This is a genomic window from Pseudomonas delhiensis (assembly GCF_900187975.1).
Lineage (GTDB): Bacteria > Pseudomonadota > Gammaproteobacteria > Pseudomonadales > Pseudomonadaceae > Pseudomonas > Pseudomonas delhiensis.
This window is the reverse complement of record NZ_FZPC01000002.1, coordinates 202,893-216,683: the sequence shown is the minus strand read 5'-3', so window position 1 is coordinate 216,683 and position 13,791 is coordinate 202,893. Positions and strand designations below refer to the sequence as shown.

The 13,791-nt window shown below is 67.9% G+C and carries 11 protein-coding genes and 2 tRNA genes; 2 read left to right on the top strand and 11 right to left on the bottom strand.

Features of this window, described 5'->3' with window-relative positions; genetic code table 11:
- Positions 1 to 22 precede the first annotated feature (22 nt).
- The 4 genes from rpsR to rnr all read right to left on the bottom strand — a co-directional run bounded on the left by rpsR (position 23) and on the right by rnr (position 4,536).
- The gene (gene rpsR, locus CHC02_RS02830) at positions 23 to 253 is read right to left on the bottom strand and encodes a 30S ribosomal protein S18 (RefSeq protein ID WP_003095634.1); all 231 of its coding nucleotides are present in this window, start codon (positions 251 to 253) and stop codon (positions 23 to 25) included.
- Between the two features lie 29 nt (positions 254 to 282).
- The gene (rpsF, locus tag CHC02_RS02825) at positions 283 to 699 is read right to left on the bottom strand and encodes a 30S ribosomal protein S6 (RefSeq protein ID WP_074983333.1); all 417 of its coding nucleotides are present in this window, start codon (positions 697 to 699) and stop codon (positions 283 to 285) included.
- Positions 700 to 1,063: 364 nt separating this feature from the next.
- Complete coding sequence (gene rlmB / locus CHC02_RS02820; protein ID WP_089389999.1) at positions 1,064 to 1,813, bottom strand: 23S rRNA (guanosine(2251)-2'-O)-methyltransferase RlmB; 750 nt, start codon at positions 1,811 to 1,813, stop codon at positions 1,064 to 1,066.
- On the bottom strand, positions 1,810 to 4,536 hold the full coding sequence (rnr, locus tag CHC02_RS02815; protein ID WP_089389998.1) for a ribonuclease R: 2,727 nt from the start codon (positions 4,534 to 4,536) through the stop codon (positions 1,810 to 1,812). Before rnr ends, rlmB begins: the two co-directional genes overlap by 4 nt.
- A gap of 206 nt (positions 4,537 to 4,742) precedes the next feature.
- Between rnr and CHC02_RS02810 the strand changes: the two genes are divergently transcribed.
- Both CHC02_RS02810 and CHC02_RS02805 read left to right on the top strand, forming a co-directional pair.
- A tRNA-Leu gene (locus tag CHC02_RS02810) sits at positions 4,743 to 4,829 on the top strand.
- 136 nt (positions 4,830 to 4,965) lie between these two features.
- Positions 4,966 to 5,052 (top strand) — tRNA-Leu (locus CHC02_RS02805).
- Between the two features lie 88 nt (positions 5,053 to 5,140).
- Here CHC02_RS02805 and CHC02_RS02800 read toward each other — a convergent pair.
- The 7 genes from CHC02_RS02800 to hflX form a co-directional block, all read right to left on the bottom strand.
- On the bottom strand, positions 5,141 to 7,075 hold the full coding sequence (locus CHC02_RS02800; RefSeq protein ID WP_089389997.1) for a methyl-accepting chemotaxis protein: 1,935 nt from the start codon (positions 7,073 to 7,075) through the stop codon (positions 5,141 to 5,143).
- A 394-nt stretch (positions 7,076 to 7,469) separates the two neighbouring features.
- Positions 7,470 to 8,765, bottom strand: coding sequence for an adenylosuccinate synthase (locus CHC02_RS02795; RefSeq protein ID WP_089389996.1), 1,296 nt, complete (start codon positions 8,763 to 8,765; stop codon positions 7,470 to 7,472).
- Positions 8,766 to 8,839: 74 nt separating this feature from the next.
- Complete coding sequence (locus tag CHC02_RS02790; protein WP_089389995.1) at positions 8,840 to 10,018, bottom strand: ATP phosphoribosyltransferase regulatory subunit; 1,179 nt, start codon at positions 10,016 to 10,018, stop codon at positions 8,840 to 8,842.
- A 35-nt stretch (positions 10,019 to 10,053) separates the two neighbouring features.
- Positions 10,054 to 10,239 (bottom strand): DUF2065 domain-containing protein, encoded by a 186-nt coding sequence (locus CHC02_RS02785; protein WP_009613466.1) that lies wholly within the window; start codon positions 10,237 to 10,239, stop codon positions 10,054 to 10,056.
- A 107-nt stretch (positions 10,240 to 10,346) separates the two neighbouring features.
- The gene (hflC, locus tag CHC02_RS02780) at positions 10,347 to 11,216 is read right to left on the bottom strand and encodes a protease modulator HflC (protein ID WP_089389994.1); all 870 of its coding nucleotides are present in this window, start codon (positions 11,214 to 11,216) and stop codon (positions 10,347 to 10,349) included.
- On the bottom strand, positions 11,216 to 12,385 hold the full coding sequence (hflK, locus tag CHC02_RS02775; protein ID WP_089389993.1) for an FtsH protease activity modulator HflK: 1,170 nt from the start codon (positions 12,383 to 12,385) through the stop codon (positions 11,216 to 11,218). Before hflK ends, hflC begins: the two co-directional genes overlap by 1 nt.
- 94 nt (positions 12,386 to 12,479) lie before the next feature.
- On the bottom strand, positions 12,480 to 13,781 hold the full coding sequence (gene hflX, locus CHC02_RS02770) for a ribosome rescue GTPase HflX (RefSeq protein ID WP_089389992.1): 1,302 nt from the start codon (positions 13,779 to 13,781) through the stop codon (positions 12,480 to 12,482).
- Positions 13,782 to 13,791 lie beyond the last annotated feature (10 nt).

The window sequence follows — 13,791 nt, the reverse complement described above, 5'->3', positions numbered from 1 at the left end:
CAAAGCTACGTCGACTGCCCGATCAACGGCCGTGGCTGTCGGTGTAGGGAAGCAGGGCCAGGTAGCGAGCGCGCTTGATGGCGGTCGCCAGCTGACGCTGGTACTTGGCCTTGGTGCCGGTGATGCGGCTCGGAACGATCTTGCCGGTTTCGGAAACGTAGGCCTTCAGGGTGTTGAGATCCTTGTAATCGATCTCCTTGACGCCTTCGGCGGTGAAACGGCAGAACTTACGACGACGGAAGAAACGTGCCATGTTATCGGCTCCTCAATACTGGTCCGGGATTACTCGTCGGCGCTGTCGCGGCTGTCTTCGCCGTCAGCGGACTCGTTTTCGTTGGCGTCGGGACGCTCGCGGCGCTCGCGGCGCTCGTTGCGGCTCTCTTCGGCCTTCAGCATTTCGGACTGGCCGGTAACGGCTTCGTCGCGACGGATCACCAGGTTACGGATGACGGCGTCGTTGTAGCGGAAGTTGTCTTCCAGCTCGGCCAGGGCCTTGGCGCTGCACTCGACGTTCAGCAGAACGTAGTGAGCCTTGTGCACGTTGTTGATGGCGTAAGCCAGCTGACGACGGCCCCAGTCTTCCAGGCGGTGAACCTTGCCACCGTCTTCTTCGATGACCTTGGTGTAACGCTCGACCATGCCACCGACTTGTTCGCTCTGGTCCGGGTGAACCAGGAACACGATTTCGTAATGACGCATAAATGCTCCTTACGGGTTGCAGCCTGCCGACGATGCGGTCAGGCAAGGAGTGAATGTCTTTTTGACTTGCCGACGGATGGACGCGTAAACGCCTGCCCGGACGGCAAGGGGCGACATTCTAGGGAAAGGGGTGGGTTGGCGCAAGGCGGATTGATGAATAATTGAGCAGCTGCAGGCTGCAGGCTGCAGGCTGCAGGCTGCAGGCGAAGAGCATGTGCGGGGCTCTTCGTAGGAGCGAGCTTGCTCGCGAACCGGGTGGGCACGGTGCCGGGTTTGGTTCGCGAGCAAGCTCGCTCCTACAGGGGGGACGGGACTGGCTCTTCGCCCTTGCCTGCAGCTTGTCGCTTGTCGCTTGCAGCCGCTCTTAGGCCTTTTTCACCTGGCGCTGGCGGACGATCTCGAACAGGCAAACCCCGGTGGCCACCGACACGTTCAGGCTGCTGACGCTGCCGCCCATGGGCAGCTTGGCCAGGTAGTCGCAGTGCTCGCGGGTCAGGCGGCGCATGCCCTTGCCCTCGGCGCCCATGACCAGCACCGTGGGCCCGGTCAGGTCCAGTTCGTAGAGGGTCTGGGTCGCCTCGCCGGCCGTGCCGACCACCCACAGGCCGCGTTGCTGGAGCTTCTCCAGGGTGCGCGCGAGGTTGGTCACGGCCACCAGCGGGATGACTTCGGCGGCGCCGCAGGCGACCTTGCGCACGGTGGCGTTGAGGGTCGCCGACTTGTCCTTGGGCACGATCACCGCCAGCGCCCCGGCGGCATCGGCGGTACGCAGGCAGGCGCCGAGGTTGTGCGGGTCGGTGACGCCGTCCAGGGCCAGCAGCAAGGCCGGCCCCGGGGAGCGCTCGAGCAGTTCCTCGAGCATGTTCTCGCCCCACACCTGGCTCGGGCTGACCTCGGCGACCACGCCCTGGTGCACGCCCTCGGCCCACTCGTCGAGCTCCTTGCGCTCACGGGTGCCCACCGGCACCCGCATCTGCCCGGCCAGTTCCACCAGCGCCTGGACCCGCGGGTCGTGCCGGCCCTCGGCCAGCCACAGCTGCTTGACGCGCTTGGGGTGGTGGCGCAGCAACGCCTCCACGGCGTGTACGCCGTAGACCTTTTCCCACTGGCTCATGGCTTCGCCTTACGCTTGCTTGCCGCGTCGCCCTGGCCGGTGCCGGTGCCTTCCGCCTTGGGCTTGGACGGCCCCTTGCGATGCTTGCTCGGCTTGGCGGCCTTGGCCTTCTGTTTCGACGGCTTGCGCGGCTTCTCCGCAGCGGCCTTGGCATTCTTCGCCGGCTTTCCCTGGGCCTTGGCCGGCGGCCGCTTGCCGCCCACCTTGGCCTCGTCGAGCAGCGCCTGCTTCAGCGCGCGGCTCTTCCTGACGTCGGTGTTGCCGAGCATCTCGTCGGCCTTGGCGAGCATTTCCGGCGCGACCGAGGGCAACGCCTGGACCACGCCGACCTTGCGCTTGCGCGGCTGCACGCTGGGCAGCGGCGGCTCCGGCACTTCCTGCGCCAGCTCGCGCGGCTGGCCCTTGGCCCTGGCCGGCTTGGCGGCCTTGGCAGGCTTGGCCGCTTCGGCCTTGTCGCCGCGCTTCTTGCGGCCGATGGGCGCGCTGAGCACGTTGTCGGCCAGTTCGAAGTCGATCTTGCGCTCGTCCAGGTCGACCCGCGCCACCACCACCTGGGTGGTGTCGCCGAGGCGGAAGCTGCGCCCGGTGCGCTCGCCAGCCAGGCGGTGGTGCACGGCGTCGAAGTGGTAGTAGTCGCCAGGCAGCGCGGTGACGTGCACCAGGCCTTCCACATAGATGTCGGTCAGCTCGACGAAGATGCCGAAGCCGGTGACCGCGGTGATCACGCCGTCGAAGGTCTCGCCGACGCGGTCGCGCATGTATTCGCACTTCAGCCAGTTGGTGACGTCGCGGGTGGCCTCGTCGGCGCGCCGCTCGGTCATCGAGCACTGCTCGCCGAGCTGTTCCAGGCGCGGCTCGTCGTACGGGTAGATGCGCGCCTTGGCCATGCCGGCGGCGCCGGCGCGCTGCACCAGGTCGGTCTCGCGCTTGGAGCGGACCACGCTGCGGATGGCGCGGTGCACCAGCAGGTCCGGGTAGCGGCGGATCGGCGAGGTGAAGTGGGTGTAGGCCTCGTAGTTCAGGCCGAAGTGGCCGTGGTTTTCCGGGCTGTACACCGCCTGGCTGAGCGAGCGCAGCATCACCGTCTGGATCAGCTGGAAGTCCGGGCGGCCCTGGATGGACTCGAGCAGCGCCTGGTAGTCGCCGGGGGTCGGCTCGCCCTTGCCGCGGTAGAGGGTCAGGCCCAGCTCGCCGAGGAACTGCCGCAGGTTGTTCAGCTTCTCCTGCGGCGGGCCGTCGTGGACGCGGTACAGCGCGGGGATTTCCAGCTTCTCGAGGAACTTGGCGGTGGCCACATTGGCCGCCAGCATGCATTCCTCGATCAGCTTGTGCGCGTCGTTGCGCTGGGTCGGGCGGATCTCCGAGATCTTGCGGTCGGCGCCGAAGACGATGCGCGTCTCCTGGGTCTCGAAGTCGATGGCGCCGCGCACGTGGCGGGCGGCGACCAGCACCTTGTACAGGTCATAGAGGGTGCGCAGGTGCGGCACCACGTTCGGCAGTTGCTCGGCCAGGCGCGCGGCCTCGGGGCTGTCCGGGGTCTCCAGGTACTGGCTGACCTTGGTGTAGGTGAGCCGCGCGTGGGAGTGGATGACCGCCTCGTAGAACTGGTAGCCGGTCATCTTGCCGGCCTTGGACAGGTTCATCTCGCAGACCATGGCCAGGCGGTCGACCAGCGGGTTCAGCGAGCACAGGCCGTTGGAGAGGATTTCCGGCAGCATGGGGATGACGCGCTCGGGGAAGTACACCGAGTTGCCGCGCTTGGCCGCCTCCTCGTCCAGCGCCGAGCCCACTTTCACATAGTGGGAGACGTCGGCGATGGCGACGTACAGCTTCCAGCCGCCGCCCTTGCGCTTCTCGGCATAGACGGCGTCGTCGAAGTCGCGGGCGTCCTCGCCGTCGATGGTCACGAACGGCAGGGCGCGCAGGTCGACGCGCTTCTCCTTGTCCTTCTCCGCCACCTCGGGCTTGAGCTTGGCCGCTTCCTTCTCCACGCCCTCGGGCCAGACGTGGGGGATGTCGTAGCTGCGCAGGGCGACTTCGATCTCCATGCCCGGCGCCATGTAGTCGCCCAGCACTTCCACCACCTCGCCCTGGGCCTGGCGGTGCACGCTGGGCCACTGGTCGATGCGCACCTGGACGAACTGGTTGTGCCTGGCGGTGCCGTTCTTGCCCGGGGCGATCAGCACTTCCTGCTGGATCTTCGGGTTGTCGGCGACCACGGTGCCGATGCCGCCTTCCTCGAAGTAGCGGCCGACCAGGGTCTCGTGGGCCCGCTCGATGACTTCGACGATGGCGCCTTCGCGGCGGCCGCGGCGGTCGAAGCCGGAGACCCGCGCCAGGGCGCGGTCGCCGTCGAACACCAGGCGCATCTGCGTGGGGCTGAGGAACAGGTCGTCGCTGCCGTCGTCGGGGATCAGGAAGCCGAAGCCGTCGCGGTGGCCGGCGATGCGGCCGCGGATCAGGTCGAGCTTGTCCACCGGGGCGTAGGCGCCGCGGCGGGTATAGATGAGCTGGCCATCGCGCTCCATGGCGCGCAGGCGACGGCGCAGGGCTTCTTCCGACTCCTCGTCGGCGAGCTTGAATTCTTCCAGCAGTTGCGCGCGGGTCGCAGGCGCGCCGCGTTCGGCGAGGTGCGCCAGGATGAGTTCGCGGCTGGGGATGGGGTTTTCGTATTTTTCCGCTTCGCGGGCGGCCTCGGGATCGAGGGTTTGCCAATCGGCCATCAGGGTGAGAGCACCTTATTCGTCTATAGATATGAGCGTCATCTGCTTATTGAAGCGCGAAATCCGCTCGTCGGTCAGCTTTGACCAAGAATAAATTTTTTATCGCATCAGGGGTTTACAAGCCAAAGTGGGCTCCGTATAGTTCGCGCCCACAGCGTCGCTGAGACGTTGTAACACGGAATCGATGAGCAATCATCGCATCCAGTGCCCAGGTGGCGGAATTGGTAGACGCACTAGGTTCAGGTCCTAGCGGTGGCAACACCGTGGAAGTTCGAGTCTTCTCCTGGGCACCATTTTTCACGATAGAGCCAATGGCTGTATCGCGGCGGTTCGGAACCCTGATAACCGGACATTGAGACGCCGAAGCGACCGAAAGGTTGCAATACCGCAAGACGATGAGCGATCATCGCACCCCATGCTGAAAAGCATGCCCAGGTGGCGGAATTGGTAGACGCACTAGGTTCAGGTCCTAGCGGTGGCAACACCGTGGAAGTTCGAGTCTTCTCCTGGGCACCATCTTCAAGCGAAAAAGCCGAGCACTGCTCGGCTTTTTCGTTTCCGTCGTTCGCAGGTGCGGGCCGGGCACATCGCCCGGCCCCTCTCCTCATGCCTTGAACTGCCCCAGGCTGGCGCGCAGCTGCGCCGCCAGGCCATCCAGCACACGCCCGCTGCTGGCGGTTGCCGCCACGGCTTCCGCGGCGCGCCCCGCCTCGACGTGGATCACCTCGACGCGCCCGCGCACCGCGACCGCACCGGCGGCCTGCTGCTCGGCGGCATGGGCCGCCGACTCGATGGCGCCATGCACCTCCTCCACGGCCCGCTGCACTTCGCGTTGCAGGCGCTCGCTGTCATGCAGCGCGGCCAGCCCCTGCACCGCCTGCTCGCGCGCCTGGCCGATGGCCTCCACCGCCTCGCGCGCGCCACGCTGCAAGGCGTCGATATGCGTCTGGATGTCGCCGGTGGATTGCTGCGTCTTGCTCGCCAGCGCCCGCACCTCGTCGGCCACCACGGCGAAGCCGCGGCCGCTCTCGCCGGCGCGGGCCGCCTCGATGGCGGCGTTGAGCGCCAGCAGGTTGGTCTGCTCGGCGATGCCGTGGATCACCGACAGCACCACCTCGATCTGCTCGCTCTGCTGCGCCAGCTTCTCGATCACCCCGGCGCCGCTCTGCACGCGGGACTCCAGGGTCTCGATGAGGCCACCGACGCGCCGGGCGATGGCGGCGTTGTCGTCGGCCGCCTTGCGGATGGACGCCACGCGCAGCAGCGCCTCCTGCATGGCCTGGCTTTCCAGCTGGGCCTCCGCGGCCATGCCGGCGAGCGCCTCCAGGCTGCCCGCCACCTCGTTGCGCTGGCGGTCGGCGGCCGCCTCGGCGCTGGCGCTGCGCGAGGCCAGCGCGGCGATCTCGCTGCCGGTGCGCTGCGCCACCTGCCCCGCCTCGCGGACGATGGGCTGCAGCTTGTCGACGAAGCGGTTCACCGCGGTCGCCATCTCGCCCACCTCGTCACGGCTGTCCAGGCGCACGCGGCGGGTCAGGTCGCCCTCCCCGGCCGCCAGGTCGTCGAGCGCATCGATCAACAGGCGCAGGCGATTGACCACCCGCCGCCCGAGCACCAGGGCCAGCACCAGCAGCACACCCAGCCCCACCAGCAACAGCCCCAGACCGATGTGCCAGCGCAGGCTGCTGGCGGAGGCTTCCACCGCTCCGCGGGCGCCCTGGCTCATCTCGCCAGCCGCCTGCTGCGCCGCCTGCAGGCGTGCGCTCAGCGCCTTGTTGCTGTCCGCGGCGGCGCCGGCCAGGCTGTCGGCCACCAGCTGGTCGCCACTGGCGATCAGGGCGGAGAAGCGCTTGTCCAGGGCCTCCACCTGCTTTTCCACCTCGGCCGTGGAAATGCCCAGGCGCACGGTACCTATCACCACGCCATTGGGGCTGATGGGCACGCTGGCGAGAATCACCGAATCGTCGTGGGCCGCCGCCTCCAGCACCTTGTCCAGGGCCCGCTCGCCCTGGCCCTTGGCGAGCAGCGCCTGGATGCGCGGGTCCTCGCGGTTGAGGTAGCGCGTCAGGTGCTGCCCCTGGGCATCGTCGTAGACCACGAAGAGCACGTTGGGGTTGGCCTGGGCGCGCCGGGCGTACTCGGAGAGCGTCGGCACGTCATTGTCCCACATGGCCTTGGGCGCCACGGCGGCGAGCAGTTGGGCGAGCTGCTCGGCGGATTGCCGCAGGCTCTGTTCGAGGCTCCGGCGGGTTTCACCACGCTCCTCCTCCAGGCGCGCCGACAAGGCGGCGCCAAGGCGCTCGCGGGTGCGGGCGGACAACTCGGTCAGCCCGGAACTCAGCTCGCCACCGGCGCGCTCCAGTTCGCCGGCCAGGCGCTGCGACTGGCCGCCCAGGCGTTCGCCCAGGTCGGCCACCAGTTGGTCCACGGTACTGCGGGTGAGCCACAGGGCGATCAGCAACTGCACCAGCAGCGCCAGGCCCAGGGCGATGAACACGGGGCGCAGCAGGCGGCTGCGCAAAAGCGAAAGGACGGCGGACACGGAGTGCCTCCTCGGGTAACGGAATACTGGCGCGGGATGCGCCGATGCCATTTGCCAGCAAGGGGCGTGCCGTCGAGGTGGCCATTTACCGGCGGAGTGGGGTTGGGGGCTTTTTCGTAGGAGCGAGGGGGACGCCTAGTTCTTGCTCGCGAAGGGTGTTTATTGGTGAGCGTTTGGCGTTCGCCCCGAGAGCACCCTCTCCCTAACCCTCTCCCTTCAGGGAGAGGGTTAGGGAGAGGGAGCGGAGTAAACCCAAGACACCTACGCCACCGGCTGGCACGGTTCGCGAGCAAGCTCGCTCCTACGAAGAGCCCCAGCCCCAAACGAAAAAGCCGCTTCCCCATCAGGAGAAGCGGCTCTTCACACCCTTCGCAGCAGCTAGCGCCGCGGCGGATCAGCCGAACGGATGGCGCAGGACGATGGTCTCGTTGCGGTCCGGGCCGGTGGAGATGATGTCGATGGGCGCACCGACCAGCTCCTCGATGCGCTTGATGTAGGCGCGGGCGTTGGCCGGCAGGGCTTCCAGGGTCTTGGCGCCGACGGTGGATTCGCTCCAGCCCGGCAGGTCTTCGTACACCGGCTGCAGGCCGATGTAGCTGTCGGCGTCGGTCGGCGCGTCGACCAGCAGTTCGCCGGCGGCGTTCTTGTAGCCGGTGCAGATGCGCACGGTTTCCAGGCCGTCGAGCACGTCCAGCTTGGTCAGGCACAGGCCGGACAGGCTGTTGATCTCGATGGCGCGACGCAGGATCACGGCGTCGAACCAGCCGCAACGGCGGGCACGGCCGGTGGTGGCGCCGAACTCGTGGCCGACCTTGGCCAGGTGCGCGCCGACGTCGTCGAACAGCTCGGTCGGGAACGGGCCCGAGCCCACGCGGGTGGTGTAGGCCTTGGTGATGCCCAGGATGTAGTCCAGGTACAGCGGGCCGAAACCGGAACCGGTGGCGGTGCCGCCGGCGGTGGTGTTGGAGCTGGTGACGAACGGATAGGTGCCGTGGTCGATGTCCAGCAGCGAGCCCTGGGCGCCTTCGAACATGATGTTCTGGTCGGCGCGGCGCAGGTCGTGCAGGGTCGAGGTGACGTCGGCCAGCAGCGGCTTGAGCTGCTCGGCGTAGGCCATGCACTCGTCCAGGGTCTTCTGGAAGTCGACCGCCGGCTCCTTGTAGTAGTTCTGCAGGACGAAGTTGTGGTAGTCCAGCAGCTCGCCCAGCTTGGCGGCGAAGCGCTCGCGGTGGAACAGGTCGGCCACGCGCAGGCCGCGACGGGCGACCTTGTCTTCGTAGGCCGGGCCGATGCCGCGGCCGGTGGTGCCGATCTTGGCGTCGCCGCGGGCCTTTTCGCGGGCCTGGTCGAGGGCCACGTGGAAGGACAGGATCAGCGGGCAGGACGGGCTGATGCGCAGGCGCTCGCGCACCGGTACGCCCTTCTCTTCCAGCTTGGCGATCTCGCGCAGCAGCGCGTCGGGCGCCAGCACCACGCCGTTGCCGATCAGGCACTGCACGCCTTCGCGCAGGATGCCCGACGGAATCAGGTGCAGCACGGTCTTCTCGCCGTCGATCACCAGGGTGTGGCCGGCGTTGTGGCCGCCCTGGTAACGAACCACGGCAGCAGCCTGGTCGGTGAGCAAGTCGACGATCTTGCCTTTGCCCTCATCACCCCACTGGGTGCCCAGGACTACGACATTCTTACCCATAACACTTGTCCCCATAGTGGAAATTCGGTGCCGGCCTCGGCCGGCGGAAACTCGCGGTGCCCGTCGATCACGGGTCAGAAGGGCACCACCTGCCAATTGCCTTCGCGCAGCTGCAGTTGCGCATCGCAACCCGCCTCGCGCGCCGAAGCCGCATCCTGCCCGGGCAGCGCCTGAACCACGCGCCGTCCGTCGCGGCGCAGCTGCTGCACCGCCTGCCAGAGGCCGGCCCCTTCGGCCGGCGCCCAGATGCCTTGCACCGGCGCGTCCAGCTGAGCCTGGCCCAGGGTCACCAGGGTCTTCAGGTCGGTGGAGAAGCCGGTGGCCGGCCGCGCGCGGCCGAAATCGGCGCCGATGTGGTCGTAGCGACCACCCTGGGCGATGGACTCGCCGACGCCGGGCACGAAGGCGGCGAACACCACCCCCGTGTGATAGTGGTAGCCGCGCAGCTCGCCGAGGTCGAAGTACAGCGGCAGCTGCGGGAAGCGTTGCGCCAGGGCGTCGGCGATGGCGACCAGGTCGGCCAGGGCGGCCTTGACCACCGCCGGCGCGCCGGCCAGCACCGCGGCGGCCTGCTCCAGCACCTCGCGGCTGCCGCACAGCTCGGCCAGGGCGCGGAGCATGCCGGCGAGTTCGGCCGGCAGGCTGTCGGTGAGCGCGGCGACTTCATCCACCGCCTTGCGCTGCAGGGCGTCGAACAGGGCCTGCTCGGCCTCGCCGGACAGGCCGGCGGCACGGGCCAGGCCACGGTAGATGCCGACGTGGCCGAGGTCCATGTGCACGTCCGGCACCTCGGCCATGGCCAGCATGTCGAGCATCAGGCTGATGACTTCGACGTCGCTCGCCGGGCTGGCGTCGCCATAAAGCTCGGCACCCAGCTGGATCGGGCTGCGCGAGGTGGCCAGGGCACGCGGGCGGGCATGCAGCACGCTGCCGGCGTAGCACAGGCGGTTCGGGCCCTCGCGGCGCAGGCTGTGGGCGTCCATGCGCGCCACTTGCGGCGTGATGTCCGCACGGAACCCCATGAGCCGGCCCGAGGCCGGGTCGGTGACCTTGAAGGTGCGCAGGTCCAGGTCCTGGCCGGCACTGGTCAGCAGGGACTCCAGGTATTCGATGTGCGGGGTGACGACGAACTCGTAACCCCAGCGCTGGAACAGGTCCAGCACCTGACGGCGGGCTGCTTCGACGCGCGCCGCCTCAGGTGGCAGCACTTCTTCGATCCCATCTGGCAGCAGCCAGCGGTCTACCGTTGCCATGTCGCCTCTCCCCTTTCAGCCGGGCGGCAATTCATCTAGTGAATCCAGTAAAGAAGGCCGGTGCCGAGCAGCATGCTGCCCAGCCCGATGAGCCGCAGGCGCCGGTCGTCGAGGCGACCGAGCCCGCTGACGGCCTCACGCCAGCCACGCGGATACAGGAAAGGGAGGATGCCCTCCAGCACCAGCAACAGACAGAACGCTTTGCCGAATTCCTGCCACATGGCCCTTGTACACAGATCTCGCGGACGCAAAAAAGCCGGGATTTCCCGGCTGACCCATGATAACACGTTTTCTCCGGCGGGCGCTGCCGCCCGCCGGAGAACCCCACTCAGGGCTTGGACTTCTCCAGGTATCGGAAGAACTCGTTTTCCGGGCTCAGCACCAGGACGTCCTTCTTGTCGGCGAAGCTGTCGCGATAGGCCTTGAGGCTACGGGTGAAGGCGTAGAACTCCGGGTCCTGGCTGTAGGCCTTGGCGTAGATCGCCGCCGCCTTGGCGTCGCCCTCACCGCGGGTTTCCTCGGACTGCCGATAGGCCTCGGCCAGCAGCACGCGGCGCTGGCGATCGGCGTCGGCGCGGATGCCCTCGGCCAGCTCGCGGCCCTTGGCGCGGTGCTCGCGGGCCTCGCGCTCGCGCTCGGTGCTCATGCGCTCGAACACGCTGCGGTTGACTTCCTTCGGCAGGTCGATGGCCTTGACGCGCACGTCGATGACCTCGATGCCCAGCTCCTTCTGCGCCATGCGGTTGAGCGACGCGGTGATGTCGCCCATCAGGGCGTCGCGCTCGCCGGACACCACCTCGTGCAGGGTGCGCTTGCCGAACTGGTCGCGCAGGCCGGCCTCCAGGCGCCGCGACAGGCGCTCGTCGGCGATCTGCTTGAGGCCCGAGGTCGCGGTGTAGAAGCGCTCGGCGTCGGAGACGCGCCACTTGGCGTAGGCGTCGACCATCACCGCCTTCTTCTCCAGGGTGAGGAAGCGCTGGGTCGGCGAGTCCAGGGTCAGCAGGCGGCCGTCGAACTTGCGCACCTGGTTGACGTACGGAATCTTGAAGTGCAGGCCGGGCTGCACGTCCGGCTCGACCACGCGGCCGAAGCGCAGCAGCACCGCACGCTCGGTCTGCTGCACCACGTAGATGCTGCTCCACAGCGCCACGGCAGCCACCACGGCGGCGATCAGGGCGATCAGGGACTTGTTGCTCATCAGCGGCTCTCCCTGGTGCGCAGGTCACGTTGCTGCAGGTCGCTGGCGACCCGCGAGCCGATGTCCGGCGTGCTGCTCGTCGTGCCTGACGTGCCGCTGCCCGGGGTCGCCGAGCCACGGCCGTCGATCATCTTGTCCAGCGGCAGGTAGATCAGGTTGTTCTGCCCCTGCTGCCCGGTGACCAGCACCTTGCTGCTCTGCGACAGCACGTCCTGCATGGAGTCCAGGTACAGGCGCTCGCGGGTCACCTCGGGCGCCTTGCGGTACTCGGCGACCAGCTTGCTGAAGCGATCCGCCTCACCCTCGGCGCGGGACACCACCTCGTCGCGGTAGCCGTTGGCTTCCTCGATGATGCGCTGGGCCTGGCCACGGGCTTCGGGCACCACGCCGTTGGCGTAGGCCTCGGCCTGGTTCTTCTCGCGCTGTTCGTCCTCGCGGGCGCGGATCACGTCGTCGAAGGCTTCCTGCACCTCGCGCGGGGCGGCGGCGCTCTGGATGTTCACCTGGGTGACGGTGATGCCGGTCTTGTAGGTGTCCAGGAAGCGCTGCAGGCGATCGCGCACATCGGTGGCCATCTGTTCGCGGCCCTCGGTGAGGATCTGGTCCATGGTGGTGGAACCGGCCACGTGGCGCAGGGCGCTCTCGGTGGCGTGCTGCAGGCTGACCTCGGGCTGGTCGACGTTGAGCACGAAGTCCTTCAGGTTGCTGATCTTGTACTGCACGGTCAGCGGAACCTCGACGATGTTCTCGTCCTCGGTGAGCATCTGCCCCTGCTTGCTGTAGGCACGCTCGCGGGTGACGTTCTCCTGGAACCGGCGGTCGATCGGCGGGAAGTAGAAGTTCAGGCCCGGGCCCACGGTGTCGTAGTACTTGCCCATGCGCAGGATGACCGCCTGCTCCTGCTCGTCCACCACGTAGATGGCGTTGTACAGCCAGAGCACGGCGAGCACGGCCAGGCCGATGCCGAACAGGCCCAGGCCACCGCCCTTGCCGCCGACGGGGCTGCCGCCGCGCGGCTTCTTGCCGCCGAAGATGCGATTGAGGCTGTCCTGCAGCTTGCGGAAGGCCTCATCGAGATCCGGAGGGCCCTGGCGGCCGCCACCACGGCGCCCACCCCAGGGGTCCTGATCATTCTTGTTCGAGTTGTCACCCGGCTCGTTCCAAGCCATAGCGCTCTCCATCTAGTAACGCGAAACGCGCCTGCGGCGCGACCACCCATGCTACCGAATGCCCGCCTCGGTGCCAAAAGCACCGTCCCGGGCTTTATTGCAAAGTGTGTTGCGCAATGAACTCCGCCGGCTGCCATCCCTCGCGGCTGACCAGGCGGTTCAACTCGACACGCGGCAGGCGAACCTGCAAAACGGCGCGTCCCTGCTCGTCATGGTCCTCGGACTGCACCGCGCCCAGCTCGAAGAACTGCGCGCGCAGGCGCCCCAGGCGCTGCGGCAGGCAGAGCGTGCCGACGAACAGGTCGTCGCCCAGAAGCTCGGCCACCGCCTTTTCCAGCAGTTCCAGCCCGCGCCCGTCACGGGCGGAAAGCCAGACCCGCACCGGCTTGCCGGTCTCGTCGCGCTGGATTCGCGCGTCCATGTCCGGCAGCAGGTCGATCTTGTTGTACACCTCGAGCATCGGCAGCTCGTTGGCGCCGATCTCGGTCAGCACCGCGTGCACCTGCTCCACCTGCGCGTCGCGCTCCGGCTCGTGGGCGTCGATCACGTGCAGCAGCAGGTCGGCGTTGCTCGACTCTTCCAGCGTAGCGCGGAAGGCCTCGACCAGCTTGTGCGGCAGGTGACGGATGAAGCCCACGGTGTCGGCCAGCACGACCGGGCCGACGTCCTCCAGCTCGAGCCGGCGCAGGGTCGGGTCGAGGGTGGCGAACAGCTGGTTGGCCGCGTAGACCTCGGACGTGGTCAGGGCGTTGAACAGGGTGGACTTGCCGGCGTTGGTGTAGCCGACCAGCGAAACCGAGGGGATTTCCGCCCGGCGCCGGCCACGGCGGGCCTGCTCGCGCTGGCTGCGGACCTTCTCCAGGCGCTGCTTGATCTGGCGGATGCGTGCGCGCAGCAGGCGGCGGTCGGTTTCCAGCTGGGTTTCACCCGGGCCGCGCAGGCCGATACCGCCCTTCTGCCTTTCCAGGTGGGTCCAGCCGCGCACCAGGCGCGTGCTCATGTGCTCGAGCTGGGCCAGCTCCACCTGCAGCTTACCCTCGTGGGTGCGGGCGCGCTGGGCGAAGATGTCGAGAATCAGACCGGTACGGTCGAGCACCCGGCATTCGAGGACGCGTTCGAGGTTGCGTTCCTGGCTGGGCGTCAAGGTGTGGTTGAAGATGATCAGCTCGACTTCCTGGACTTGCACCAGGTCGCGCAGCTCATCGACCTTGCCACTGCCGATCAGGAACTTGGCCGACGGCTGATGGCGCGAAACGTTGACGAACGCCACCGACTCCGCACCCGCCGAACGGGCCAGCTCCTGGAATTCCTGCGGGTCTTCGCGCGCCTCGGGGTCCTGACCTTCCAGATGCACCAGAATGGCCCGTTCCCCACCACCCGGGCGCTCAAAGAACAAGGCGGGCTAC

Coding starts and splice junctions, on each gene's coding strand:
- rpsR (WP_003095634.1), bottom strand. CDS start 253: ATGGCACGTTTCTTCCGTCGTCGTAAGTTCTGCCGTTTCACCGCCGAA.
- rpsF (WP_074983333.1), bottom strand. CDS start 699: ATGCGTCATTACGAAATCGTGTTCCTGGTTCACCCGGACCAGAGCGAA.
- rlmB (WP_089389999.1), bottom strand. CDS start 1,813: ATGAGCCAGTGGGAAAAGGTCTACGGCGTACACGCCGTGGAGGCGTTG.
- rnr (WP_089389998.1), bottom strand. CDS start 4,536: ATGGCCGATTGGCAAACCCTCGATCCCGAGGCCGCCCGCGAAGCGGAA.
- CHC02_RS02795 (WP_089389996.1), bottom strand. CDS start 8,765: ATGGGTAAGAATGTCGTAGTCCTGGGCACCCAGTGGGGTGATGAGGGC.
- CHC02_RS02790 (WP_089389995.1), bottom strand. CDS start 10,018: ATGGCAACGGTAGACCGCTGGCTGCTGCCAGATGGGATCGAAGAAGTG.
- CHC02_RS02785 (WP_009613466.1), bottom strand. CDS start 10,239: ATGTGGCAGGAATTCGGCAAAGCGTTCTGTCTGTTGCTGGTGCTGGAG.
- hflC (WP_089389994.1), bottom strand. CDS start 11,216: ATGAGCAACAAGTCCCTGATCGCCCTGATCGCCGCCGTGGTGGCTGCC.
- hflK (WP_089389993.1), bottom strand. CDS start 12,385: ATGGCTTGGAACGAGCCGGGTGACAACTCGAACAAGAATGATCAGGAC.